The 21,026-nt window shown below is 64.2% G+C and carries 21 protein-coding genes and 1 tRNA gene; 16 read left to right on the forward strand and 6 right to left on the reverse strand.

Annotated elements, in window-relative coordinates; all coding sequences use genetic code 11:
• The 4 genes from H143_RS20290 (at nucleotide 1) to H143_RS0108765 (ending at nucleotide 5,080) form a co-directional block, all read left to right on the forward strand.
• A complete protein-coding gene (locus H143_RS20290) occupies nucleotides 1–1,485 on the forward strand; it encodes a tetratricopeptide repeat protein (RefSeq protein WP_019937859.1) in 1,485 nt (494 codons plus the stop codon).
• A 59-nt stretch (nucleotides 1,486–1,544) separates the two neighbouring features.
• Nucleotides 1,545–2,738: a CaiB/BaiF CoA-transferase family protein gene (locus H143_RS0108755; protein ID WP_019937860.1), complete on the forward strand. Its 1,194-nt coding sequence runs from the start codon at nucleotides 1,545–1,547 to the stop codon at nucleotides 2,736–2,738.
• Nucleotides 2,739–2,753: 15 nt separating this feature from the next.
• Entirely contained in the window at nucleotides 2,754–4,436 is a 1,683-nt protein-coding gene (locus tag H143_RS20295) for a tetratricopeptide repeat protein (protein ID WP_019937861.1), read from the forward strand.
• Between the two features lie 77 nt (nucleotides 4,437–4,513).
• Entirely contained in the window at nucleotides 4,514–5,080 is a 567-nt protein-coding gene (locus H143_RS0108765) for a DUF4337 domain-containing protein (RefSeq protein ID WP_019937862.1), read from the forward strand.
• Between the two features lie 82 nt (nucleotides 5,081–5,162).
• Here the strand turns inward: H143_RS0108765 and H143_RS0108770 are convergent.
• The 5 genes from H143_RS0108770 to H143_RS0108790 all read right to left on the reverse strand — a co-directional run bounded on the left by H143_RS0108770 (nucleotide 5,163) and on the right by H143_RS0108790 (nucleotide 9,063).
• Nucleotides 5,163–5,237 (reverse strand) — tRNA-Gly (locus H143_RS0108770).
• Between the two features lie 98 nt (nucleotides 5,238–5,335).
• Complete coding sequence (locus H143_RS0108775) at nucleotides 5,336–6,691, reverse strand: lyase family protein (RefSeq protein ID WP_019937863.1); 1,356 nt, start codon at nucleotides 6,689–6,691, stop codon at nucleotides 5,336–5,338.
• Between the two features lie 14 nt (nucleotides 6,692–6,705).
• Nucleotides 6,706–7,449 carry an amino acid ABC transporter ATP-binding protein gene (locus H143_RS0108780; RefSeq protein ID WP_019937864.1) on the reverse strand — a complete coding sequence of 248 codons (744 nt, stop codon included), beginning with the start codon at nucleotides 7,447–7,449 and terminating at the stop codon, nucleotides 6,706–6,708.
• Nucleotides 7,446–8,177, reverse strand: coding sequence for an amino acid ABC transporter permease (locus tag H143_RS0108785; protein WP_019937865.1), 732 nt, complete (start codon nucleotides 8,175–8,177; stop codon nucleotides 7,446–7,448). The genes H143_RS0108780 and H143_RS0108785 overlap by 4 nt, the downstream gene beginning before the upstream one ends.
• 16 nt (nucleotides 8,178–8,193) lie before the next feature.
• Nucleotides 8,194–9,063: an ABC transporter substrate-binding protein gene (locus tag H143_RS0108790; protein WP_231378486.1), complete on the reverse strand. Its 870-nt coding sequence runs from the start codon at nucleotides 9,061–9,063 to the stop codon at nucleotides 8,194–8,196.
• Nucleotides 9,064–9,192: 129 nt separating this feature from the next.
• Between H143_RS0108790 and H143_RS0108795 the strand changes: the two genes are divergently transcribed.
• The 4 genes from H143_RS0108795 to H143_RS0108810 all read left to right on the forward strand — a co-directional run bounded on the left by H143_RS0108795 (nucleotide 9,193) and on the right by H143_RS0108810 (nucleotide 12,534).
• A complete protein-coding gene (locus H143_RS0108795; RefSeq protein WP_019937867.1) occupies nucleotides 9,193–10,149 on the forward strand; it encodes a LysR family transcriptional regulator in 957 nt (318 codons plus the stop codon).
• A gap of 219 nt (nucleotides 10,150–10,368) precedes the next feature.
• Nucleotides 10,369–11,904 carry a methyl-accepting chemotaxis protein gene (locus H143_RS23185; protein ID WP_019937868.1) on the forward strand — a complete coding sequence of 512 codons (1,536 nt, stop codon included), beginning with the start codon at nucleotides 10,369–10,371 and terminating at the stop codon, nucleotides 11,902–11,904.
• A 28-nt stretch (nucleotides 11,905–11,932) separates the two neighbouring features.
• Nucleotides 11,933–12,220, forward strand: a complete 288-nt coding sequence (locus H143_RS22430) for a hypothetical protein (protein WP_155803358.1) — start codon at nucleotides 11,933–11,935, stop codon at nucleotides 12,218–12,220.
• Nucleotides 12,199–12,534 (forward strand): hypothetical protein, encoded by a 336-nt coding sequence (locus tag H143_RS0108810; protein ID WP_019937870.1) that lies wholly within the window; start codon nucleotides 12,199–12,201, stop codon nucleotides 12,532–12,534. The genes H143_RS22430 and H143_RS0108810 overlap by 22 nt, the downstream gene beginning before the upstream one ends.
• 322 nt (nucleotides 12,535–12,856) lie before the next feature.
• Here H143_RS0108810 and H143_RS0108815 read toward each other — a convergent pair whose 3' ends face one another.
• Nucleotides 12,857–13,726 carry a LysR family transcriptional regulator gene (locus H143_RS0108815; RefSeq protein ID WP_019937871.1) on the reverse strand — a complete coding sequence of 290 codons (870 nt, stop codon included), beginning with the start codon at nucleotides 13,724–13,726 and terminating at the stop codon, nucleotides 12,857–12,859.
• Between the two features lie 94 nt (nucleotides 13,727–13,820).
• On the opposite strand from H143_RS0108815, the gene H143_RS0108820 reads away from it, so the two are divergent.
• From H143_RS0108820 to H143_RS20315, 8 genes are all read left to right on the forward strand, one after another.
• Nucleotides 13,821–14,273 carry a multidrug/biocide efflux PACE transporter gene (locus tag H143_RS0108820; protein ID WP_019937872.1) on the forward strand — a complete coding sequence of 151 codons (453 nt, stop codon included), beginning with the start codon at nucleotides 13,821–13,823 and terminating at the stop codon, nucleotides 14,271–14,273.
• A gap of 128 nt (nucleotides 14,274–14,401) precedes the next feature.
• On the forward strand, nucleotides 14,402–15,241 hold the full coding sequence (locus tag H143_RS20300) for a UDP-2,3-diacylglucosamine diphosphatase (RefSeq protein ID WP_019937873.1): 840 nt from the start codon (nucleotides 14,402–14,404) through the stop codon (nucleotides 15,239–15,241).
• Nucleotides 15,238–16,272: a glycosyltransferase family 1 protein gene (locus H143_RS0108830; protein WP_019937874.1), complete on the forward strand. Its 1,035-nt coding sequence runs from the start codon at nucleotides 15,238–15,240 to the stop codon at nucleotides 16,270–16,272. Before H143_RS20300 ends, H143_RS0108830 begins: the two co-directional genes overlap by 4 nt.
• Nucleotides 16,167–16,691, forward strand: coding sequence for a diacylglycerol kinase (locus H143_RS20305; protein ID WP_155803575.1), 525 nt, complete (start codon nucleotides 16,167–16,169; stop codon nucleotides 16,689–16,691). Before H143_RS0108830 ends, H143_RS20305 begins: the two co-directional genes overlap by 106 nt.
• A gap of 65 nt (nucleotides 16,692–16,756) precedes the next feature.
• The gene (locus H143_RS0108840) at nucleotides 16,757–17,914 is read left to right on the forward strand and encodes an iron-containing alcohol dehydrogenase (protein ID WP_019937876.1); all 1,158 of its coding nucleotides are present in this window, start codon (nucleotides 16,757–16,759) and stop codon (nucleotides 17,912–17,914) included.
• A 49-nt stretch (nucleotides 17,915–17,963) separates the two neighbouring features.
• Nucleotides 17,964–18,785, forward strand: a complete 822-nt coding sequence (locus H143_RS20310; protein WP_019937877.1) for an arylamine N-acetyltransferase — start codon at nucleotides 17,964–17,966, stop codon at nucleotides 18,783–18,785.
• Nucleotides 18,786–18,925: 140 nt separating this feature from the next.
• Nucleotides 18,926–19,336, forward strand: a complete 411-nt coding sequence (locus H143_RS0108850; RefSeq protein WP_019937878.1) for a VOC family protein — start codon at nucleotides 18,926–18,928, stop codon at nucleotides 19,334–19,336.
• Nucleotides 19,337–19,690: 354 nt separating this feature from the next.
• Nucleotides 19,691–20,971, forward strand: a complete 1,281-nt coding sequence (locus H143_RS20315) for an SAM-dependent methyltransferase (RefSeq protein ID WP_019937879.1) — start codon at nucleotides 19,691–19,693, stop codon at nucleotides 20,969–20,971.
• The last annotated feature ends 55 nt before the right edge of the window (nucleotides 20,972–21,026 follow it).

A 21,026-nucleotide genomic window follows, 5' to 3' on the forward strand; every position in this document is an offset into this window, starting at 1 on the left:
ATGGATCAGAGCAGGCTCGAACAGGCGTTTCAGCACGCCTGCCGACTTCAGGAAAGCGGGCATTACCGCCAGGCCGAGCAGGCCTACCGGCGTTTTCTGGGCGAATATCCCGATCACGCCGGCGGCCACAACAATCTGGGCCTGGTCTTGATGGCGCTGGGCGAACTGGATGAGGCGGTGACCCGCTTTCGGCAGGTCGTGGCGCTGCAGCCGGACCATGCCCAGGCCCACAACAATATGGGCGTGGCCTACAAGCGCATGGCCCGGCCGCAGCAGGCCCTGGACTGCTATGCCGCGGCGCTTCGGTGCCGGCCCGCCTATGCCCAGGCCCTGCTCAACGTGGGCACGATCTACTACGAGCTGAAGGACTACGACGAAGCGCTGATCTGGTATCAGGCCGCGCTGGAGGTTGACCCCGATCAGATCGAAGTCCACATGAACCTGGCGGCTATTTTCGAGTCGCGCGGCGAACTCGAAGAAGCGAAGAAGCACCGCGACGCGGTCTATAGCCGCAAGGCGGTGTATGTGGACCATGCCTGCGATCCGCGCATGACCGTGCTGGTCCTGTGGGGCGCGGGGCTGGGCAATATTCCCACCGAATACCTCTTGCCGCGCAAGTCGGTCACGCGCATTGTCTGTGTCATCGAATACGCCCGGCCCGACGAACTGGCGCGCCTGCCCGACTACGACCTGGTCTTGAACGCGATCGGCGATCCGGATGTGATGGATCCTGCCCTCGAACCCATGGCGCGTTTGCTGCACACCTGCGGCAAGCCTGTGATCAATCCCGCGCAGGCTGTCGCGCGCACGGCCCGCCACTTGATCCCCGATCTGCTTGGCGGCATCGAAAACGTTGTTGTGCCGTGCACTTTGCGTGTCGAGTCTGCCGCCTTGCGCGATGCGCTGCATGCCTTGCCGGGGAACCGTTTTCCCATATTGCTGCGGCCTGTCGGTTCGCACGGCGGCGATCACCTGGACAAACTGGAATCGAAAGCGGACGTCGCGGCATTCAAGCCTTGGCCCGCACCCTATTACTACTTGACCGACTACGTCGATTACGCCTCGGCCGACGCAGGCTTTCGCAAGTACCGCGTCATCTTCGTCGACCGCCAGCCCTACGCCTACCACCTGGCCATCGGCAGCCATTGGATCGTGCATCACGACACTGCGGGCATGCAGCACGATGCACGCAAGCGCCGCGAGGAAGAGGCCTTCCTGGCCGACCCGCGGCAGGCCTTGGGCGATAAGGCCATGGCGGCGATCGAGGCCTTGGGCCATGTCCTGGACCTGGACTACGGCGGCGTGGATTTTTCCGTCTTGCCCGACGGCCGGGTACTGGTGTTCGAGGCCAACGCCACCATGCTGGCGCATCCGGAAAAAACGCAGGACATTTACGACTACAAGAATCCGTACGTCCAGAAGATCTACGATGCCTTCGACGCCATGCTGGCGCGCCGCATGGCCGCGGCCCGCGGGCACGTCTGAACGGCGGCGCGCGTGTAGACTGCTGGCTGCGTGCGACGAGATAAGCCTAGGGGGGAAACATGGCGGCGCAGATACTGTCCGGCATCCGCGTGCTGGAACTGGGGCAGCTGATCGCGGCCCCTTTCGCGGCCAAGACCTTGGCCGACTTCGGCGCGCAGGTCATCAAGGTCGAGCCTCCCGGCCAAGGCGATCCCCTGCGCAAATGGCGCATGCTGCACGAAGGCACCTCGGTGTGGTGGGAAGCCCAGTCGCGCAGCAAGCAGTCCGTATGCGTGGATCTGCGCCAAACCGAGGGGCAGGCCGTGGTGCGCGCCCTGGCGGCCCAGGCCGACGTGCTGATCGAGAATTTTCGCCCCGGCACGATGGAAAAATGGGGCCTGTCTTGGGAAACGCTGCACGCCGCCAACCCGCGCTTGATCATGCTGCGCATCTCGGGCTATGGCCAGTCCGGGCCCAAGTCGGGCGAACCCGGCTTTGCCGCCATCGGCGAGGCGATGGCGGGGCTGCGCTACCTCAGTGGCGAGCCGGGCAGGGCGCCGGTGCGCGCCGGTATCTCCATCGGCGATACCGTGGCCGGCCTGCACGGCGCCCTGGGCGTGCTGCTGGCCTTGTACCAGCGCGATGCGCGCGGCGGACAGGGCCAGATGATCGACGCCGCCCTGTACGAGAGCATTTTCAACCTGACCGAGAGCCTGCTGCCCGAGTATTCCGTGTTCGGCGCCGTGCGTGAACCGGCGGGCGCGGCCCTGCCGGGCATCGCGCCGTCCAACGCTTATCTGTGCAAGGACGGCTACGTGCTCATCGCGGGCAACGGCGACGGCATTTTCGGCCGCCTGATGGACAAAATAGGCCGCTCCGAACTGGGGAGCGATCCGGACCTGGCGCGCAACGACGGTCGGGCCGGGCGCGCCGCCGAGCTGGATGCCGCCATCGGCGATTGGACGGCGCAGCGCACAATCGCCGAGGTGATCGAGGCCCTGCGCGATGCCGGCGTTCCTTGCGGCCGCATCTATACGGTGGCCGATATCGCCGGCGACCCTCACTACCGCGCCCGCGGCGCCATTGCCTCGGTCAAGGCAGCCAGCGGCATCGAGGTAGAGCAGCCCGCGATTTTTCCCCTGCTGTCGCAGACGCCAGGCGCCATCGCGCGGCGGGCGCCGACATTGGGCGAGCACACCGATGCGGTATTGGAGGCCGCTGGGTTCGATGCCGGTCAGAGAGCCAGGCTGCGGGAACTGGGAGTGATTGCGTGATCAAGGGGGCTGGCCTTGAAGGACGGTGATACGCTTGCGACGGCAGGCCAGCGGCAGGCCGACGATGCGGCGGCGCTCGTCAATCACGGCGTTCAGCTGACTGGGCAACAGCGTCTTGGCGAGGCACTGGCGAGTTTCGAGCAGGCGATCGCTCTCGATCCCGAATTGGTCGAGGCCTTGCGCAACCGCGGTACGGTCTTGTATAGGCTGGGCCGCTTCGAGGAAGCGGTGGCCAGCTACGACAGGGCTTTGGCGCTCAAGCCCGACGTCGAGGTTTACCGCAACCGCGGCGTGGCCCTATATGATCTTCGGCGCCTGGACGAGGCGGTGGCCAGCTATGACCGCGCCCTGGCGCTCAAGCCGGATTACGCCCCGGTGCATCTGGGCCGTGCGATGGCTCTGCTGCGCGCCGGCGACCTGCCGCGCGGCTTCGAAATCTTTCGCTGGTATTTCCAGCTATACGGGAAACGCAAGGAACTGGCCGCGATCACGTGCCCGGATTGGGGCGGCGAGCCGCTTGCCGGCAAGCGGCTGGTGGTTTTCGCCGATGACGGCTATGGCGACAGCCTGCAGTTTGTCCGCTATGTCCCGATGGCGGCCGCGTGTGGCGCCCATGTCACGCTGCTCGTTCCGTCGCCGCTGCTCAGGCTGCTGCGCGCGTCGCTGCCCGGCATCGAAGTGGTCGATCGGCTGCTTGAGACCGCGGTTTTCGACTTCCAGACGCCGATGCGCTCCCTGCCGGGGCTGTTCGGCACGACGCTCAAGACAATTCCCGCCCGCACGCCCTACCTGCTTGCCGATCCCATCGCGGCGGCGGCCTGGTCGCGGCGGCTGGCGGCGTTGCCTGGATATAAGGTGGGCCTGGTGTGGGCCGGCGCCCCGGGACGGCCTTTCGATGCGCGCCGCAGCCTGCGGCCTGCCCAGCTCGCGCCGCTGGCGGCGGTTCCGGGTGTTCAACGGGTCAGCCTGCAGATCGACGAGTCGCCCGGGAAGGCGCAGGCGTCGCTCGACCGATTGCAGCTTGTCGACTGGACCGACGAGATACGCGACTTCGCCGACACGGCGGCATTGATCGCGGGCCTGGATCTGGTCATCACCGTCGACACGGCAGTGGCGCATCTGGCGGGCGCGCTGGGCCGGCCGGTCTGGATCCTGTCGCGTTACGATGGCTGCTGGCGCTGGCTGCTGAACCGCCAGGACAGCCCTTGGTATCCGACCGCGCGGCTTTTCCACCAGCCTGCGATGGGGGCATGGGAGCCGGTCATTACCGAAGTCGTGGCGGCATTGAAGGCGGCTTCGTCGAATGAGGCGCCACAAACTATTTCTGGCGAGAGGCAAACAAAGCATATGGAAAACGATCAAGCAGAACTTCAGGCCATCCTGGCCAGTTACGCCGAGGCGCCCGCGCTGACGGCGGCGCAACTGGAAGGCAGCACCTGGAAATTCTTCGACCTCAACGCACGCCTGCTCTCGTCGGCGATGTCGCTGGCCGCGCAGGGTCTACTGCAGAATCCAGGGACCGCCGACGCCGACCGCTGGCAGATGATCAACGGACAGCTTTGCCTGGCGGCGGCCAATGGCGCGCCCGCGGTCATCTTCAAGCTTGCGCGCATGGACGAGACGGGCCGGATCATCAGTTTCGCGGGCCAGGGCGTAGTGGATGCGGTTCAGGGGTTCTATTTCCTGCGCGCGGTCTGACGCTGTGCATGGGGCAGGCCTGCAAACAGACTGCTCGGCACAGGTTCCAGTTTTGCTCATGACGATGGAGATTCACCATGGAAGAGTTGGCCAACGAGCAGCTTGAGCATGCCGAGCACGCCGAGCGCGCGATGCACGCAGGCGACAATTTCATGATCAGGGTGTCGGCCACCATTGCCGTGCTGGCCGTGCTGGCGGCCGTGGTCGCCAGCCTGGAGACCGTCGAGACGGGACACGCGATTTCCGAAAAGAACGACGCCGTGCTCATGCAGGCCCAGGCCAGCGACGAATGGGCCTATTACCAGGCCAAGAGCATCAAGCAGAACCTGTATGCCATTGCGGCGGGCACGAACGCCGAGCATGCCGCCGACTACCTCAAGCAGGCCGCGCGCTACGAAGCGCAGACTCGCGAAATACAGAAAAAGGCCCAGGAACTCGAACACAAGCGCGACGAGAAACTCGCCGCCAGCAACAAGCACGAGGAAAAGCACCACGGACTGACGTTTGCGGCGACGCTGGTGCACATAGGCATTGCGGTGGCTACGATCGCCATCATTACCAAAGGGCAGAAGTGGCCCTGGTATGTTGCGATCGCCCTGGGCGTGGTGGGCGCGGGCAAGGCAGCGGTAAGTTATCTGGCCTGAGGCGCGCGGCGAACCCCGGCCTGCAAAGGCGTTTGAGCGGCATGTCCTCGTGAGTCTGCACGGGGTATTGCCGGCAAATGCATGGAGCGGGCGAAGGGAGTCGAACCCTCGTCTTTGGCTTGGGAAGCCAAGGTAATAGCCGTTATACGACGCCCGCACGCAACGCCTAAGAGGCGGTATTTTAGGTCTTCACGGCTTGTTCAGCAAATGGCGGGCGCGTGCCTCGCGGTGCGAATCGAGCGGGCTGACCTGCGCTTAGCCGCCGGTCAGTGCCGTCGCGGCGCGGCGCGCGCTGGCTGCCATGGTTTTCGCCATCTGTGCGCTGTTGCCCGTATAGGCGGCCGGGTCCAGCGCCGCCCGCAGCGCGGACTCCTCGACGGCATGGCGCACCGATTCCTCCTCGAGCAACCGGTCGGCCAATTGGCCGCCGCGCGTCTCGGTCTGCGCGATCGCATGCTTGACCCGCTCGTAGGCCTGGGTCCGCCCCAACGCGGGGGCCAGGATCATCATCGCGTTTTCCGCAGCCATGGTCTGCCCCGAAGACGCGACATTGCGGCGCATGTTCTCCGGCGCCAGCTTCAGACAGGCCAGCAGCTCGTCCATCGCGCAGACTAGCTCGTACGCCAGGGGGCAGGCCTGATCGATGAGCGCGTAAAGCATCTGGTTGTTGGCGGCATCGCCTTCATGCGTGGGCTGCATCGCCTCCAGCGCCAACGGCGTCAGGGCGCGCAAGCGGGCGGCAAGCGCGATCACCACCACGACGACTTTGGGATTGACCTTGTTGGGCATGGTGCTGGAGCCGACAACCTCGTCGCCCTGATTCTCGTAGACTTCGCCGATCTCGTCGGCCATCAGGCCGTACAGATCCCGGGCGATCTTGGAGCAGCTTGCGCTGAACAACGCGAGCAACAGGAAATGCTCCACGATGTAGTCGGTCCCCGCCCGCGACGGCACGGTCAGCGGCGTCAGGCCAAGCCGTCTGGACAGGCGGCGATTCAGTTCGCCGCCCTGGTCGCCGTACGTGTGCATAGCGCCCAGCGCGCCTCCCCACAGCGAAGCGAAGACACGCGGTTCGGCGCCTTCGAAGCGCTGCTGGTGCCGCAGGAACTCCTCGATCCACGCGGCTGCCTTGAAACCGAAGGTGATCGGCAGGCCCTGGCGGAAATTGGTGCGTCCGGCCGTGAGCATGCCGGCCCCCGCATCGGCCAGATCCGCCAGCTTGAACAGCACGTCGCCCAGCCTGGTCATGAACGCCTCGTGCGCCCGGCGCATCAGCAGGGTTCGGGCAGTCAACATGACGTTCTGCGTGGTGGCTCCCCAGTGCACATAGCCGCCGGCATCGCCTTCGCAGACTCGCGCCAGCGCCCGCACCAACGACACGATGGGAGCCCGGGTGCGTGCAATATCGGCTGCCAGGGCCGTCGCATCGACATGATCCAGATTGGCCTTGCGTTCGATTTCCAGCGCCGCGGCCGCCGGAATCATGCCCATTTCGGCCTGGGTTTGGGCAAGCGCCGCCTCGACATCGAGCCAGGATTGCCAATGGCTGCGCTGGGCGAACAGGTTTTGGATGTCGGCGCTCGATGGCCGCGCGGTAAACGTATCAGTCATGGGTGCATCACAGGTCAAAGGACCTGCTCCAGAAAATGGCGCAGACGCGGGTGGCGCGGGCGGTCGAAAAATTCCTCAGGCGGTCCTTGCTCGATGATGCGCCCGCCGTCCACGAACACGACCTGGCCAGCGACTTCGCGCGCGAAACGCATTTCGTGCGTCACGACCATCATGGTCATGCCGGCCTGTGCAAGATCGCGCATGACGGCCAGGACCCCCTTGACAAGTTCGGGGTCGAGGGCGGAGGTGGCCTCGTCAAAGAGCATGACCTCGGGTTCCATGGCAAGCGAGCGCGCAATGGCCACGCGTTGCTGCTGCCCGCCCGACAGGTCCTGCGGCCGACGCGCTTCCAAGCCGTTCAGGCCGACCGCCAGCAGCTTGTCGCGCGCGATCGCCTCGGCTGGGTCCCGCTTTAGGCCGCGCACCTTGCGCAGGGCCAGGCTGACGTTGGCGAGCACGTCCAGATGCGCGTACAGATGAAAGTGCTGGAACACCATGCCGACCCGCGTGCGCACCGCGTCGATGTCGGTGCCGGGCGCGGTGATATCGAGGTCGTTCAGCAGGATGCGCCCGGATTGCGGACGCTCCATCAAATTGGCGCAGCGAAGCAGCGTGGATTTGCCCGAGCCCGACGGGCCGACGATGCAGGTCGTCGTGCCGCCTGGCGCCTCGAGATCGATATCGTGCAATATGGCGGCATTGCCGTACGATTTGCTCACGCGTTCAAAGCGCACGCGGGTGCCTGGGTGCGGGTTCATTCGGATCCTACCGCTCGGGTTGCGCGACCGCCGCGAAGGCGGCGGTCCCAGGTGTTGATCACATAGGTCGTCGGAATCGTCAGGGCGAGATAGATCAGGCCCGCGGCAGTCAGCGGCGACAGATTGGCGTTATTGATCGCGCTGTCTTGAGCCAGCGCGAACATTTCCCGCTGCGATGCCGTCAGGCCCAGCAGGAACACCAGCGAGGTGGCCTTGATGACCAGGATGAACTGGCCGGTCAGCGGCGGCAGAACGCGCCGCGCGCCCTGCGGCATGATGATGTAGCGCAGGGTCTGGAACTGGGTCATGCCCGTGCTGCGCGCCGCTTCGACCTGGCCGCGCTCGACACCCTGGAAGCCGGCCCGGAAGATTTCGGCGAAATAGGCGCTTTCGATCAGTCCGATCGCCAGCGCCGCATAACCGTAGGTGTTGTCCCCGAACAGGCTCAGGCCGGCAAGCGGCAGGCCCTGCCCGATCAGGTAGACGGTCAGGATATGCGGCAGACCGCGCAGAATGTCGACGTAGGCGCGGCATGGCAGGCGCACCCAGCGCTGCTCGGACAACAGGCCGACCGCCACCAGCAGCGCCAGCGCGATGCCGATCGCACTGGCGCACACCGCCAGCAGCAGCGTATTGGGCAGGCCGACGATTAGCAACTGCGGCATCGCCCGCAGGATCAGCGTCGGATTGAAAAATGTGGAGAAAATCTGCTGCAGACCGTGATGCATGATGGTTGCGCGGTGTTTATTGCGCGGTTTGGCGGGGCATGCCCGGATAGTCGGCATACATGCGCCGGGGAATGCGCACCCCCTTGGGATTCCACTTGGCGAACAGTTTGCCGTAGGTGCCGTCGGCCATCGTCGCAGCGAGCGCCTTGTTCATCGCCGCCCGCAGCGCGGGATGATCTTTGGCGACCGGCAGCGCATTGGCGTCGCTCTCGACGGTTTGCGTGGCAACCAGTTCCGGGTGCTGCATGGCGATGCGCTGCGCCGTGGCGTTGCCGGTGAACAGCCCATCGACCTGTCCGGCCAGCAACGCGTTGGTGCTCGATGCCACGTTGGGAAACTCCTTGATCGACACCTCGGGCGCAATCTTGCGGAGCAAGGGGATCAGAGCGCTTGCGGTCGTGATCGCGACGGTCTTGCCTTGAGCGTCTTTCAGCGTGGCCAGCGAAGCATTCTTGCGGCTCACCAGTTGCGCCTGGCCGTAGCCGACCGGGGTGGTGAAGTTCACGACCGCCTTGCGCTGGGGTGTCACCAGCACACCGAAGGCCGCGGTGTCGTACTGATGATTTCTCACGGCAGGCAGCATGGCGGCGAACGCCGTCGAGATATAGGTCACTTTCAGACCCATGCGGCGGGCGACCGTATTCATCAACTCCACCATGAAACCGGTGGGCTTGCCGTCCTGAATAAAAGAAACCGGCTTGTCGTCGGTGCGGTAGGCAACCTTCAACACGCCGGGGGCGACCAGTTCAAGGCTGCCCGCCATGGCCGCCGGCCCCTGCGCGCACGCTGCCAGCGCAAGAACACCCGCCATCAAGATTCGCATCCGGATCATCGTTGTCTCCTTTCGGTATGGTTTTTTTGCCTGGCGGATCGGTATCACCGCCACGCTTTGATGCCAAAGTCTAAGGTGACGCTGTCGTTGAATAATGTGAATTAATCAACGTATTATTCAAAAAAATGGAAGAGTGGGATAAAACCCCATATCCGCCAACCGGTTGCCGCAAAAAGAAAAGTATTGAACATCCGCGCCCTGCGTCTCTTTCATCTGGTGGTCAGCCAAGGCTCGCTCGCTGCGGCAGCCGAGACCATGAATATCAGCCCGCCCGCCGCGAGCCGCCTGATCGGCTTGCTGGAAGCGGAAATCCAGCTGCAGCTGTTTCACCGGACGCGCCGGCGCCTGCAGTTGACCGAGCAAGGACGGGCGTTCTATCGCGATGCCGAACATATCCTGGCCGGATTCGACGAAATTCCACGCATCGCAAGCGCTATCCGCACCGAAACCCGGGGCCGGCTGCGACTGGTGACGGCCTCGCGCATCGGCCAGGGCATCGTCTCGCCCGCTCTTGCGCTTTTCTGCCGCGAGAACCCGGGCATCCGCGTCTCGGTCGACGAGCAGTCGCGCTTTGGCATCGAGGCCCAGATGGGCACACGCTTGTACGACCTGGGCATCATCTCCCTGCCGGTCAGCCATCCCTTTGTCGAAATCGAAAACCACCCGCTGTTCCAGGCCCGGATGGAGGCCGTACTGCCCGCCACGCATCGGCTCGCGGCCAAGCCATCGCTGAGCGCCGCGGATCTGGGGTCCGAGCCGCTGCTGGGCTTGTGGCCCGGACAGCCCTGGCGCCATCAGGTGGACGATTTCCTGCGCTCGGGCGGTGTCAGGCCCGAGTATGCGATCGAGACGCGCTCGTCGTTGATGGCCTGCCAACTGGCCCGCGACGGCGCCGGCATCGCCATTCTGGACCGTTTGTGCGTACAGGCCATCGATCTGAGCGGTCTGGTGATCCGCCCGCTGGTACCCGAACGCTGGATCCTGTTCGGATACATTCACCAGCTGCGCCAGCCACCCAGCAGCAATGCCGGCACCTTTCTGGACTGCGTACACCGCTGCGTCCAGGCCTTCCGGGCCCGCGCGCCGGAGAATGCGCAGGCGGTCGTGCCGTTATGGCCGGGCGGCGCCTCGGTGAAGTAGCCGGGCGCATCAAAGAGGGGTGTCGTTCGATTAAAAGCCAGAAAATGCTCGTCGCGGTGGATCGATATAAGCAAAAATAATAATAAATGCGCCCAATCTGCGGTGTTGTTTGTGGTCAGGCAGCGCGGCCTTGCGCTTTACGATTGCCATTCAAAAATGACAACAACTGCGGTATTGCCCGATCGCCCCATCGGCAATAACCGCATACGGAGACAATGCATGAAGATGCGCACCCGGATTCTTTCCATCGTGGCGGTTGCCTTGATCGGCATCGTGCTGATCAGCGGCTTTGCGTTGCAGGCGCTGCGCCAGAACATGCTCGAATCGCGGCGGGGAGAAATTCTCAAGTCCTCGCTGCTGGCCGAAGGCATCATGCAGCGCTACTACGCGCTCGAGCAGAGCGGCAAGCTTACGCGCGAGCAGGCGCAGGCGCAGGCCGTGCAGGCACTCTCGGGCCTGCGCCACGACGATGACTACATCTTCGTGCGCACCATGGCCGGGATGATGCTCGTGCATGCCGACGCCAGCCGGGTCGGCAAAATGGACAAGGGATCCCGGCTGCCCGATGGGCGCATGACCTCGGACATCTATGCCCAGGACCTGCCCAGGGACGGCATAGCCTACATGACCGCCGCCGTGGCGCGTCCCGACGATCCATCGCGCAAGCTCGTGCCCAAGCTGCTGTGCGCCGTGCTTTTCAAGCCCTGGAACTGGGTGGTCGGCAATGGCGTGTTCATCGACGACATCAATACCGCGTTCTGGTCCTATGCCGCGCGCTTCCTGCTGATTGGCGGCGGGCTGTTCGTCGTACTGGCCGGTCTTGGCTTTATGCTGACGCGCTCCATCCTGCGCGAGCTCGGCGGAGAGCCGCAGGACGCGGCCGATGTCGTCAACGTGATCGCCGCGGGTGACCTGAGCCGCGAACTGCGTGCCGACGGCCGCTCCGACAGCCTGCTCGCCTCCATGCGGCGCATGCAGGATGGCCTGCGCGACATCATCCGCCGGGTACGCCAGGGTTCCGAAGAGATAGAAACGGCGGCTGCCGAGGTCGCCAATGGCAACGCCGATCTCTCCAGCCGCACCGAGCAGGCCGCGGCGAGTCTGGAGCAGACTTCGGCATCCATGATGCAGCTCTCGGACGTCGTGCGCCAGAGCTCGGAGGCCGCGCGCCAAGCCAACCAGTTCGCCGAGAACGCTTCGGACGTTGCCAACCGCGGCGGGGCCGTGGTCTCGCAGGTCATCCAGATGATGAGCGAGATCAGCGCAAGCTCCAGCAAGATCGTCGACATTATCGGCACGATCGACGGCATCGCCTTCCAGACCAATATCCTCGCCCTGAACGCGGCGGTGGAGGCGGCGCGCGCCGGCGAGCAGGGCAAGGGGTTCGCGGTCGTGGCGGGCGAAGTGCGCACCCTGGCCCAGCGCAGCGCCCAGGCCGCGCGCGAGATCAAGGCGCTGATCTCCAATTCCACCGAGCGCGTCGACCAGGGGGCGGCCCTTGTGCAGCAGGCCGGACAGACCATGCAGGACATCGTCGGCGCCGTGCAGCGCGTGACGACCACCATTGCCGAGATCTCGGCTTCGGCCGAGTATCAGTCCAGCAGCATTTCCGAGATTGGCACGGCCATCGCGCACATGGACCAGATGACGCAGCAGAACGCAGCGCTGGTCGAGCAGAGCGCGGCGGCGGCGGAGAGTCTGAAGGAGCAGGCGCTGAAATTGAACCAGGCCATCGGCGCGTTCAGGCTGCCATGACGGCGATCAGTCCCGTCATCCTTGTCGGATGAGCTATTTCCTTTGGTCGCTGCCCGCGCTGGCCGTCATCGCCGCCATCGGTAGCGGGCGCCTGAACACGATCAGGGCGGCAATCCTGGGTTTGCTGATTGCCGTGCCCGTGGCCATGCTGGCCGGGCCGGCGGCGTTCGGCGGCGCGCGGCGCAGGCGCTGCGGCGGCCATCGGCGTTGCGGGTCCGGGGGCGGCCGCAGCGCCGCGCATCGCCCGTCGCCGCCTACGCGCATATCCCCGGAGCGGAACTGGGCCTGTACTCCATGGTGCCGGTCGCCCTGCTGATGCTGGTTTGGTTGCCGTTGTTCTGGCATACCGCGCGGGCGGCGGACCTGGGCGCATCGATCATGGAGTGCGCCCGCGAGACGCTCTGGATCGCGGCGGGGCTGGCGCTGCGGGCCGGCGCCGCCTTCTTGCTGGGTCCGGAGGCCGCGCTGCTGGCCGCCTACGGTCCGCTCATCGTGCTGCGCTATTTGATGGATGTGCGTCCGGACAGGCGCGCTGCCTGGGCAACCGCGCGCAGGGCTTTGCCGTATGTCGTGCTCATTGGCGCGCTGGTTGCGACGCGGCTGCTGCCGGATGTCAGGGAGGCGTCATGACCGCCTTGATCCGTGGGCAGGGGACCCTGCTTGGCCAGGAAGCCCGTTCGGCGTGGGCGACCGGCAGGCATGCGGTCCAGGCAGTCTTGCTGTTTGCCATGATGGCCGAAGTCCTGTCCGGCGCAGGCATCTCGCACGCTTGCGCCCAAGGCATGTTCAAGGCGCTGCACGAGGAGGCGGTGCTGGCCATTCAGGCGGGCCAGAGCATTCCCGCGGTGGCGGCCCTGCTGCACGTCTCGGGAACGTCCATGAGCCTGTTCTCGCCGGTCAGGATGTCGATCTCGGCCGGTCTTGCTCACGGGGTGGGGCAGGAACGCGCTGTCTATCGCGCCGCGCCGTCCTGCAGCAGCCGCTCCAATAGCCACAGTCCCGCCGGCCCCGGCGGCTTGGGTTTGGACCATGCGGCATCCATCGAAATGGGCCGGGGCCAGCCGCGCAGCCTGAGTTCGGCCAGGTTGCCGCGGCTGAACTGGGCCACCATGCCCCGCGGCAGCTCGGCCCAGCCGAAGCCGTATCCCGTCATTTCAAGCAGCATCAGATAGTCCGGCGCGGACCAGACCCGGCCTTGCGGCGCGCGCGTACTGTCGATGTAGGTGTTGAGGTAAAGCTGGCGATGGGCGGCCAGGTGCGCGCGCGTGATGCTTTTTTGCCGCGCCAGGGGATGATCCCTGGCCACGTAAAGGCCCATCTGCGCCTGTTTGGGCAGGCGCGCGACCCCTATGTCGGGCGGATAGGCCGGCTGCGATACCACAATGCCCAGGTGCGCCCGGCCGCTTTGCAGCAGGTCCAGCACATCGCCCGCCTCGCTGGCCATGCATTCGAACTCGATGTCCGGATAGCGCTGCTCGAAGTCCCGCAGCATCGCGGTGTCGGGATTGAATTGATAGGCGTCGGAGAGCACGATAGTCAGCCGTGGTTCGATGTTGCCGGCCAGGCGGATACTCAGCGCGTCCAGCCGTTCGCCGGCGGCCAGGATTTCCTGCACGTATCCCAGCACCTTGCGGCCGGCCTCGGTCAGCGCCGGCTGGCGCCCCTGGCGGTCGAAAAGCTGCAGTCCCAGGTCGGCCTCGAGGTTGGCGATCGCCATGCTGACGGTCGACTGCCGCTTGCCCAGCTTGCGCGCGGCGGCCGAGAACGAACCCAGGGCGCTGGCCTGGACAAACGCGTGCAGACCTTCCGGCGAGTAGCGCATGGTTATCAATTTAATCGATGGATTGTATTTTTAATATATACAAAAAATCGATGAAAATCCTATCGGTCTGCAAAAGCCCTAACGCGGTCCGGATATGAAACGGCAAAACAAATCCCTGCTCGAACGCTTCATCCACGCCCTCGGTTTCGAGGTGCTGCTGCTGGCGCTTAGCGCGCCGCTGGGCGCCTGGCTGCTCGGTCGTCCGATGACGCAGGTGGGCATGCTGTCCGTGATCATTTCGATCACGGCCATGCTGTGGAACATGGCCTACAACGCCGCCTTCGATCGGCTTTGGCCGGTGTCGCGCGTTGCGCGCACTGTCCGGGTTCGCGCCCTGCATGCGTGCGGTTTCGAAGGCGGTCTGGCGCTGGTCTGCGTGCCGCTGACCGCGTTCGCCCTGGACTTCTCGCTGATCGAGGCCTTCATGGTGGAGGTGGGTTTGCTTCTGTTCATACTGCCCTACACCATGGCGTACAACGGAATCTACGACGCGGCGCGCGCGCGCTGGATCGCCCGCGGCAGGATCTTGGGCACGACGGGCCGATAGCGTTTCGCGCGGCAAGGTTGCGCTCTTTTGCAGATGCGCCACATGTCATACAAACTTTTCATGACTGTCACCGTGTCGTCATGCGGGCATGGCGCAATGCCGTATAACCAAAACGGCACGAGTCATGCATGGGTGAGAGCACGTTCGAACCGAGTCACCGATATCGCGCAATCTGGCTGTCCGACATCCATCTGGGATCGACAGGCTGCCAGGCGGAATATCTGCTCGATTTTTTGCGGCACAACGAATCCGAACACCTGTATCTGGTCGGCGACATCATCGACGGCTGGCAACTCAAGAAGGGCTGGTATTGGCCGCAGTCGCACAACGACGTGGTGCAGAAGATCCTGCGCAAGGCGCGCAAGGGCACGAACGTGGTCTACGTCCCGGGCAATCACGACGAGGCCGCGCGCCAGTTCAAGGACATCGCGTTCGGCGACATCCACGTGCGCGAAGAGGCCTTCCATACGACGCTCACGGGCAAGCGCCTGTGGATCGTGCACGGCGACCTGTTCGACGGCGTGATCCAGCACGCCAAGTGGCTGGCGTACCTGGGGGACACGGCCTATACGATGATCCTCGCGCTCAATCGCTGGTTCAACCGCGTCCGCGCCAAGTTCGGCTTTGACTACTGGTCGCTGTCGCAGTATCTCAAGCACCAGGTCAAGAACGCGGTCAATTTCATCTCGTCCTTCGAGAACGCGATGATCGCGGAGGCCCGACGCCGCGATTGCGACGGCGTGGTGTGCGGCCATATTCACAAGGCGGAAATCCGCGAGATCGACGGCACGCTCTATTGCAACGACGGCGACTGGGTTGAAAGCCTGTCGGCGCTCGTCGAAACCTACGACGGCCAACTCCAGATCGTCTACTGGACCGTGATGCGCTCCGCGCAGACCGTGCCCACGCACGAGCCAGAAGCGCTAGCCACCAACCAGGCCATTTTCCGCCAGGAGAAATACCGATGAAGATCATGATCGTCACCGATGCTTGGGAGCCGCAGGTCAACGGCGTGGTGCGCACGCTCAAGAGCACCTCGCGCGAGCTGCGCGCGATCGGGCATGAGGTCGAACTCATCACCCCGCAGGAATTTCGCACGCTGCCGTGCCCGACCTACCCTGAAATCCGGCTTTCGCTGCTGCCGTACCGGCGCCTGCGCAAACGCATCGACGCCTTCGCGCCCGATGCACTGCACATCGCCACCGAGGGTCCGCTCGGGCTTGCCGCGCGCCGCTATGCGCATGAGCGCGGACTGCCTTTCACGACGGCTTATCACACGCGCTTTCCCGAATACGTGCAGGCACGCTTTGGCATCCCGCTTTCCTGGACCTACCGTTTCCTGCACTGGTTCCACGGCGCTTCGCAGGCCGTGATGGCGCCCACGCCCGTGGTCAAGCAGGACCTGGAGAAATGCGGCTTCGACAACGTTGTCCTGTGGACGCGCGGCGTTGATCTGGACATCTTCCATCCCATGGAATCCAAGGTGCTCGATACAACGCGGCCCATCTTCCTGTATGTAGGCCGCGTGGCGATCGAGAAGAATGTCGAGGCGTTCCTGGAGCTGGATCTACCGGGCTCCAAATGGGTCGCGGGCACGGGTCCCGTCCTGGACAAGCTCAAGGCACACTACCCCGACGCCAATTACCTGGGCGTGCTGACGCAGGCAGAGCTGGCCAAAGTCTATGCCGCGGCCGACGTGTTCGTATTTCCGAGCAAGACGGACACCTTCGGCCTGGTGCTGCTCGAAGCGCTGGCCTGCGGCACGCCGGTGGCGGCCTATCCGGTCACCGGGCCCGTCGATGTGCTGAGCGGCGGCAACGCCGGCGCGATGAACGAGGATCTGCAGCAGGCCTGCCTGGATGCGCTCAAGATCGAGCGCCGGGCCGCGCGCGCCTGGGCCGAGCGGTTCTCGTGGCGCGCGGCGTCCGAACAGTTTGCTTCGCATCTGCGGCCGTTGCCCAAGTCCGAACCCGCGCCTACCGAGAAAGCCGTCATTTGAAGAAACCCGAACCCTCTACGCTGCCGCCCAACCCGTACAAGGGAAACCGCGGCATCACGCGCGCCTGGCATGCGCTCAAGTATTCGCTGAGCGGCTTTCAGATCGCGATCCGCGAAGAAAGCGCCTTCCGCCAGGAACTCACGCTGGCGGCCGTCCTGGTGCCGATCGGCCTGCTCGTGCCGGTCGCCCCGGTCGAGCATGCGGTGCTCGTCGGCGTCGTGCTGCTGGTCCTGGTCGTCGAACTGGCCAACTCCGGCATCGAGGCGGCCGTCGACCGCATTTCGCTCGAGCGGCATGAACTGTCCAAGCGCGCGAAAGACCTGGGCAGCGCCGCCGTCACGGTCGCGCTCGTCAATTGCGTGCTGGCCTGGGGCTTCATCCTGGGTCCGCAGCTCTGGAACTGGCTGATGCGCCTCTGAGGCCTGCACAAATCGGCGCGCAAGGCAGTCGCAGTATTCTTAGCCTCTTAAAAGAGGAGGCCGCCATGCGTGATTTCGAATTCCAGACCGTTGCGCACATCACCCTGTCCTACGGCGCCGCGCGCCGCCTGGGCGAACTGCTGCGCGCCCGCTATGCCGCACGGGCGCGGGTGTGCGTGGTTACCGATCGTTTTCTCAATACCTGCGGCCTCATCCAGCCCGCGCTCGACAGCCTGGCCGCGCAGGGCTGGCAGGTCACGCTCATCGACGACGTGATCGCCGATCCGCCCGACCACGTGGTGCTGGACGCGGCCCTGCGTGCGCGCCAGGCGCGGGTCGAGGTGGTGGTGGGTCTGGGAGGCGGCTCGTCCATGGACGTGGCCAAGCTCATCGCGGTGCTGGCGACGTCCGATCAGCCGCTGGGCGAGATGTACGGCGTGGGCAAGGTGCGCGGGCCGCGCCTGCCGCTGGTGCAGGTGCCCACCACGGCGGGCACGGGATCGGAGGTGACCTGCGTCTCCATCGTGACTACCGGCGCCACGACCAAGGCAGGCGTGGTGTCGCCGCACCTGTACGCCGACATGGCCGTGCTGGACGCCGAGCTCACGCTGGACCTGCCCGCGCCCGTGACGGCCGCCACCGGCATCGACGCCATGGTGCACGCCATCGAGGCCTACACCAGCGCCCATAAAAAGAACCCGCTGTCGGACGGCTTGGCGCGACAGGCGCTGGCGCTCTTGTCCGGGCATCTGCTACGAGCCTGCCGCGATCCGCACGACCGCCAGGCGCGCGAGGCCATGCTGCTGGGCGCGATGCTGGCCGGCCAGGCCTTTGCCAATGCGCCGGTGGCGGCGGTGCATGCGCTGGCTTATCCCCTGGGCGGGCATTTCCACGTGCCGCACGGTTTGTCCAACTCGCTGGTGCTGCCGCACGTGCTGCGCTTTAACGCGGACGCGGCGCGCGAGCTGTACGCCGAGCTTGCGGCCATCGTCGTGCCGGGCAGCGCGGGCACGAGCATGCAGCGCTGCGCGGCGTTCATCGACTATTGCGCCGGGCTGTCGCCGCAGACCGGCATTGCCTCGCGTTTGTCGGAGGTGGGCGTGACCCAGGGCGACCTGGGCCGGCTGGCCGACGACGCGATGCTGCAGACGCGTTTACTCGTGAACAACCCGCGCGACGTGACGCGCGCCGATGCGTTTGCGATCTACCAGGCGGCGTATTGACCTGCGCTACCGCTGGCGCGATGTGCGCGGTAATCAGGAAGGCCCGAAGATGACGACCGCTTTCGATTTGGACGCTTATTTCGAACGCATCCGCTGGTGCGGCAATGCTTTGCCCTCGCTCGAAACGCTGGATGGGCTGATGCGGGCGCATATGAGGCATATCCCGTTCGAAAACCTCGATGTCCTGCTCGGCCGCCCCGTGCGGCTGGATCTGGACAGTCTTCAGCAAAAGCTGGTGCGCTCGCGGCGCGGCGGCTATTGCTTCGAGCACATGACGCTGTTTGCGGCGGCGATTGAGGCGCTTGGATTCCAGCCTGCCCGGCATTCGGCGCGCGTCCTGCTGATGTCCCCGCGCCAGAAATCTCCGCGAACCCATATGTTCCTGACCGTCGCCGTCGAAGAGGGAACCTACGTTCTGGACCCAGGCTTTGGCGGGCCCGCCCCCATGTTCCCGGTGCCGCTCGTGGACTGCGGAAGCTCCGGTCCGGCGGACACGACGCACTGGATGTATCGCAAGGATAACGATTGGATTTTGCGGCACCGCCTGGGTAGCGAGCCCGCGGACGCCTGGGTTTCGACGCTTGAACACGATCTTCCCGTCGATTTCGACATGGCCAATCACTTTACGGCCACGCACCCGAGCTCGCCGTTCGTCAATAATCTGTTCCTGAGCCTGTTCAAACCCGATGGACGCGTCAGCGTCATGAATCGCTACGTCGCGGTGCGCCAGGGGGATCAGACGCAATCGTTTCAGTTGGCCGATCGCGCTGCCTTGCGCGCATTGCTCGCCGAGCAATTCGGCCTCGATTTGCCCGAGGTGGATGGCCTGAACGTTCCCATGGTTTCGGAATGGAATGGGACGCAAGCGTAGTCGGCAATGGGATTCGCGATTCGCGGCTGCCTGAAGCAAACCGATAAAGCACACCGTGCCATTTGGCTGTTTTCGATCCGCAGCAGGCGTTGACCGCCCGGCGTCTTGCGCCAAGTTCGTCTCACCCCAGGAGAATAATCATGCCGGCATTTCAGATTAAGCACTTGGACCACGTTGTCCTCAGGGTTCGGGACCTGGCGCGTAGCGTGGATTTCTATACGAAGGTACTGGGCTGTTCCGTCAAGAAGAAGAACGATAAATACGCCATGATTCATCTGGGCGCCGGTGGATCCATGATCGATCTGGTCGATGTGCAAGGCCCCTTGGGCGCCGCCGGCGGCGAAGCCCCAGGCAAAGAGCGGCGCAATCTCGACCATTTTTGCCTGCGAGTCGATCCGTTCGATGAAACCGCCATCCTCGAACATCTACAAGCTTTCGGGATTGCCGCGGACAAGGCCGTGATGCGATACGGTGCGGAAGGCGAAGGACTTTCGATCTATTGCTTCGATCCCGACGGAAATCAAATCGAGCTCAAGGGACCTGCGATTTAGGGCAAGGGGAAAAATATGCCGACAAGCTTGCGTGCAATCCGTTCGGACATTACGAAGCTTCATGTGAATACTATCGGAGAGCCGTCTCGCATGATCGGCCGATATCGACCCGTTACCGCCATTCACGTCTCGATGGTCAATGTCGGGTTTGCAGCGATCTCAGCCATTCGCCTTCCTGTATCGTGCGTGCGGTCATGTACACATTGCGGTCATCGACTAAGTTCGTGCGACACCTCACGTATGGTCTATTGACATAGGACGCCCTATCCAGACGCGATATACTTTTCGGACATGCAGTCAAAGAATAAGCCACCGCTTTTCTTCTACCAAGCGGCGTTGCATGAGACTAGTAAGATGACAGCAGAAACAGGCTATGCCGGTCCCCACCTAACGAGATCGGGGCGCACATCAGATCCTTGGGGACGGTACTACACCTCCCCCGAGGTCAGCCGCTCCCTCATTGAGCGCATCAACGTCCCAAAGCCCAAGCTGGTCCTCGAACTGGGCTCGGGTTCAGGAGCCTTATGCGCCGCCGCAGCAAGCCGCTGGCAAGCCGCCCGACTCATCACCGTCGATACCGACAAGTACCCCTCTGAACGGGAGAGTGCGCACAGTCTTGGCCAGCCCACCCAGCACAGCCACTTTGTGCACGATGCGCTCGACGAAGACCTGCCGAACAAGATCGGATTGCGTCTGGGCACCGTTGATGTAGCAGTTTGCAATCCGCCCTACATCCGGCCACGTTGGCGCGCCGACTTTGGCAGCATCCTCGAAGACGCCGGTCTTTCAGGAACACTGGCCTCATTGCACGATGCTGGAGCGGATCTGCTGTTCCTCGCGCAGAACCTTCGGCTCCTGCGCCGTAAGGGAAAGCTGGGTTTGATCCTACCTGACGGCCTAGTTACCGCCGAACGGTTCAGCGGCGTGCGGCGTGCGCTGTTGCGCCAACATCTGATTGAGCAGGTCGTACAGTTGCCGCGAGGAATCTTCAAAGGCACAGAAGCCCAAACCTATCTGGCCGTGCTGTCCAAGATGGCCGGCGAGACTGACCAGCTGACGCTTCGCCAGATGGGCCCAGACGGCCAGCTAAGCCCCACAGTCGACGTTCCGCAGGAACTTGCCGCCAAACGGATGGACTATGCTTTCCATGCGCAAGCGATCTCTGCACATCACCTGCAAGACGGGTATCGGCGGATTCAAGTAGGCGACGCCCTGACCGATGTGGTTCGTGGATCAATTTGCTCTTCCGAGATTGGGGGGTTTCCTACCGCCGTTTTTCACCTTGGTGACTTTGCTAAGCCAGATGGCGAAAACACCATTCGCGTCGTGCCCAAGCGTTTTTCACTCAGCAACCGTGCGGCCAAGACGATTAGCCGTAACGCTTACTTGGCATGGCCTGGTGACATCCTCCTAGCGCGCGTAGGTCGCAATCTAGAGAATCGCCTTGCCCTGGTGGTCCACGGTCCATGCGTTATCAGCGACTGCATATTTGCACTGCGCACGACCGAGGAGCACCGCGAGCGGCTCTACAGGTTCCTCGAAAGTGAGGCAGGCCAGCGCGCACGGGCGACCTCGGCCCATGGTGTTGCGGCGCGCTTCTTGTCCAAGCAAAACCTGCTCGAGATTCAGTTTTGAAGACCGCTGTGCGTCATGGCTATTGTTAAAGCCTCGCTGTTCGCCCCTTTGCTGA

Source organism: Bordetella sp. FB-8 (assembly GCF_000382185.1).
In the GTDB taxonomy this organism is placed as follows: Bacteria; Pseudomonadota; Gammaproteobacteria; order Burkholderiales; family Burkholderiaceae_B; genus Bordetella.

Coding starts and splice junctions, on each gene's coding strand:
- H143_RS20290 (WP_019937859.1), top strand. CDS start 1: ATGGATCAGAGCAGGCTCGAACAGGCGTTTCAGCACGCCTGCCGACTT.
- H143_RS0108755 (WP_019937860.1), top strand. CDS start 1,545: ATGGCGGCGCAGATACTGTCCGGCATCCGCGTGCTGGAACTGGGGCAG.
- H143_RS0108765 (WP_019937862.1), top strand. CDS start 4,514: ATGGAAGAGTTGGCCAACGAGCAGCTTGAGCATGCCGAGCACGCCGAG.
- H143_RS0108775 (WP_019937863.1), bottom strand. CDS start 6,691: ATGACTGATACGTTTACCGCGCGGCCATCGAGCGCCGACATCCAAAAC.
- H143_RS0108780 (WP_019937864.1), bottom strand. CDS start 7,449: ATGAACCCGCACCCAGGCACCCGCGTGCGCTTTGAACGCGTGAGCAAA.
- H143_RS0108785 (WP_019937865.1), bottom strand. CDS start 8,177: ATGCATCACGGTCTGCAGCAGATTTTCTCCACATTTTTCAATCCGACG.
- H143_RS23185 (WP_019937868.1), top strand. CDS start 10,369: ATGAAGATGCGCACCCGGATTCTTTCCATCGTGGCGGTTGCCTTGATC.
- H143_RS22430 (WP_155803358.1), top strand. CDS start 11,933: ATGAGCTATTTCCTTTGGTCGCTGCCCGCGCTGGCCGTCATCGCCGCC.
- H143_RS0108810 (WP_019937870.1), top strand. CDS start 12,199: ATGGTGCCGGTCGCCCTGCTGATGCTGGTTTGGTTGCCGTTGTTCTGG.
- H143_RS0108815 (WP_019937871.1), bottom strand. CDS start 13,726: ATGCGCTACTCGCCGGAAGGTCTGCACGCGTTTGTCCAGGCCAGCGCC.
- H143_RS0108820 (WP_019937872.1), top strand. CDS start 13,821: ATGAAACGGCAAAACAAATCCCTGCTCGAACGCTTCATCCACGCCCTC.
- H143_RS20300 (WP_019937873.1), top strand. CDS start 14,402: ATGGGTGAGAGCACGTTCGAACCGAGTCACCGATATCGCGCAATCTGG.
- H143_RS0108830 (WP_019937874.1), top strand. CDS start 15,238: ATGAAGATCATGATCGTCACCGATGCTTGGGAGCCGCAGGTCAACGGC.
- H143_RS0108840 (WP_019937876.1), top strand. CDS start 16,757: ATGCGTGATTTCGAATTCCAGACCGTTGCGCACATCACCCTGTCCTAC.
- H143_RS20310 (WP_019937877.1), top strand. CDS start 17,964: ATGACGACCGCTTTCGATTTGGACGCTTATTTCGAACGCATCCGCTGG.
- H143_RS0108850 (WP_019937878.1), top strand. CDS start 18,926: ATGCCGGCATTTCAGATTAAGCACTTGGACCACGTTGTCCTCAGGGTT.
- H143_RS20315 (WP_019937879.1), top strand. CDS start 19,691: ATGACAGCAGAAACAGGCTATGCCGGTCCCCACCTAACGAGATCGGGG.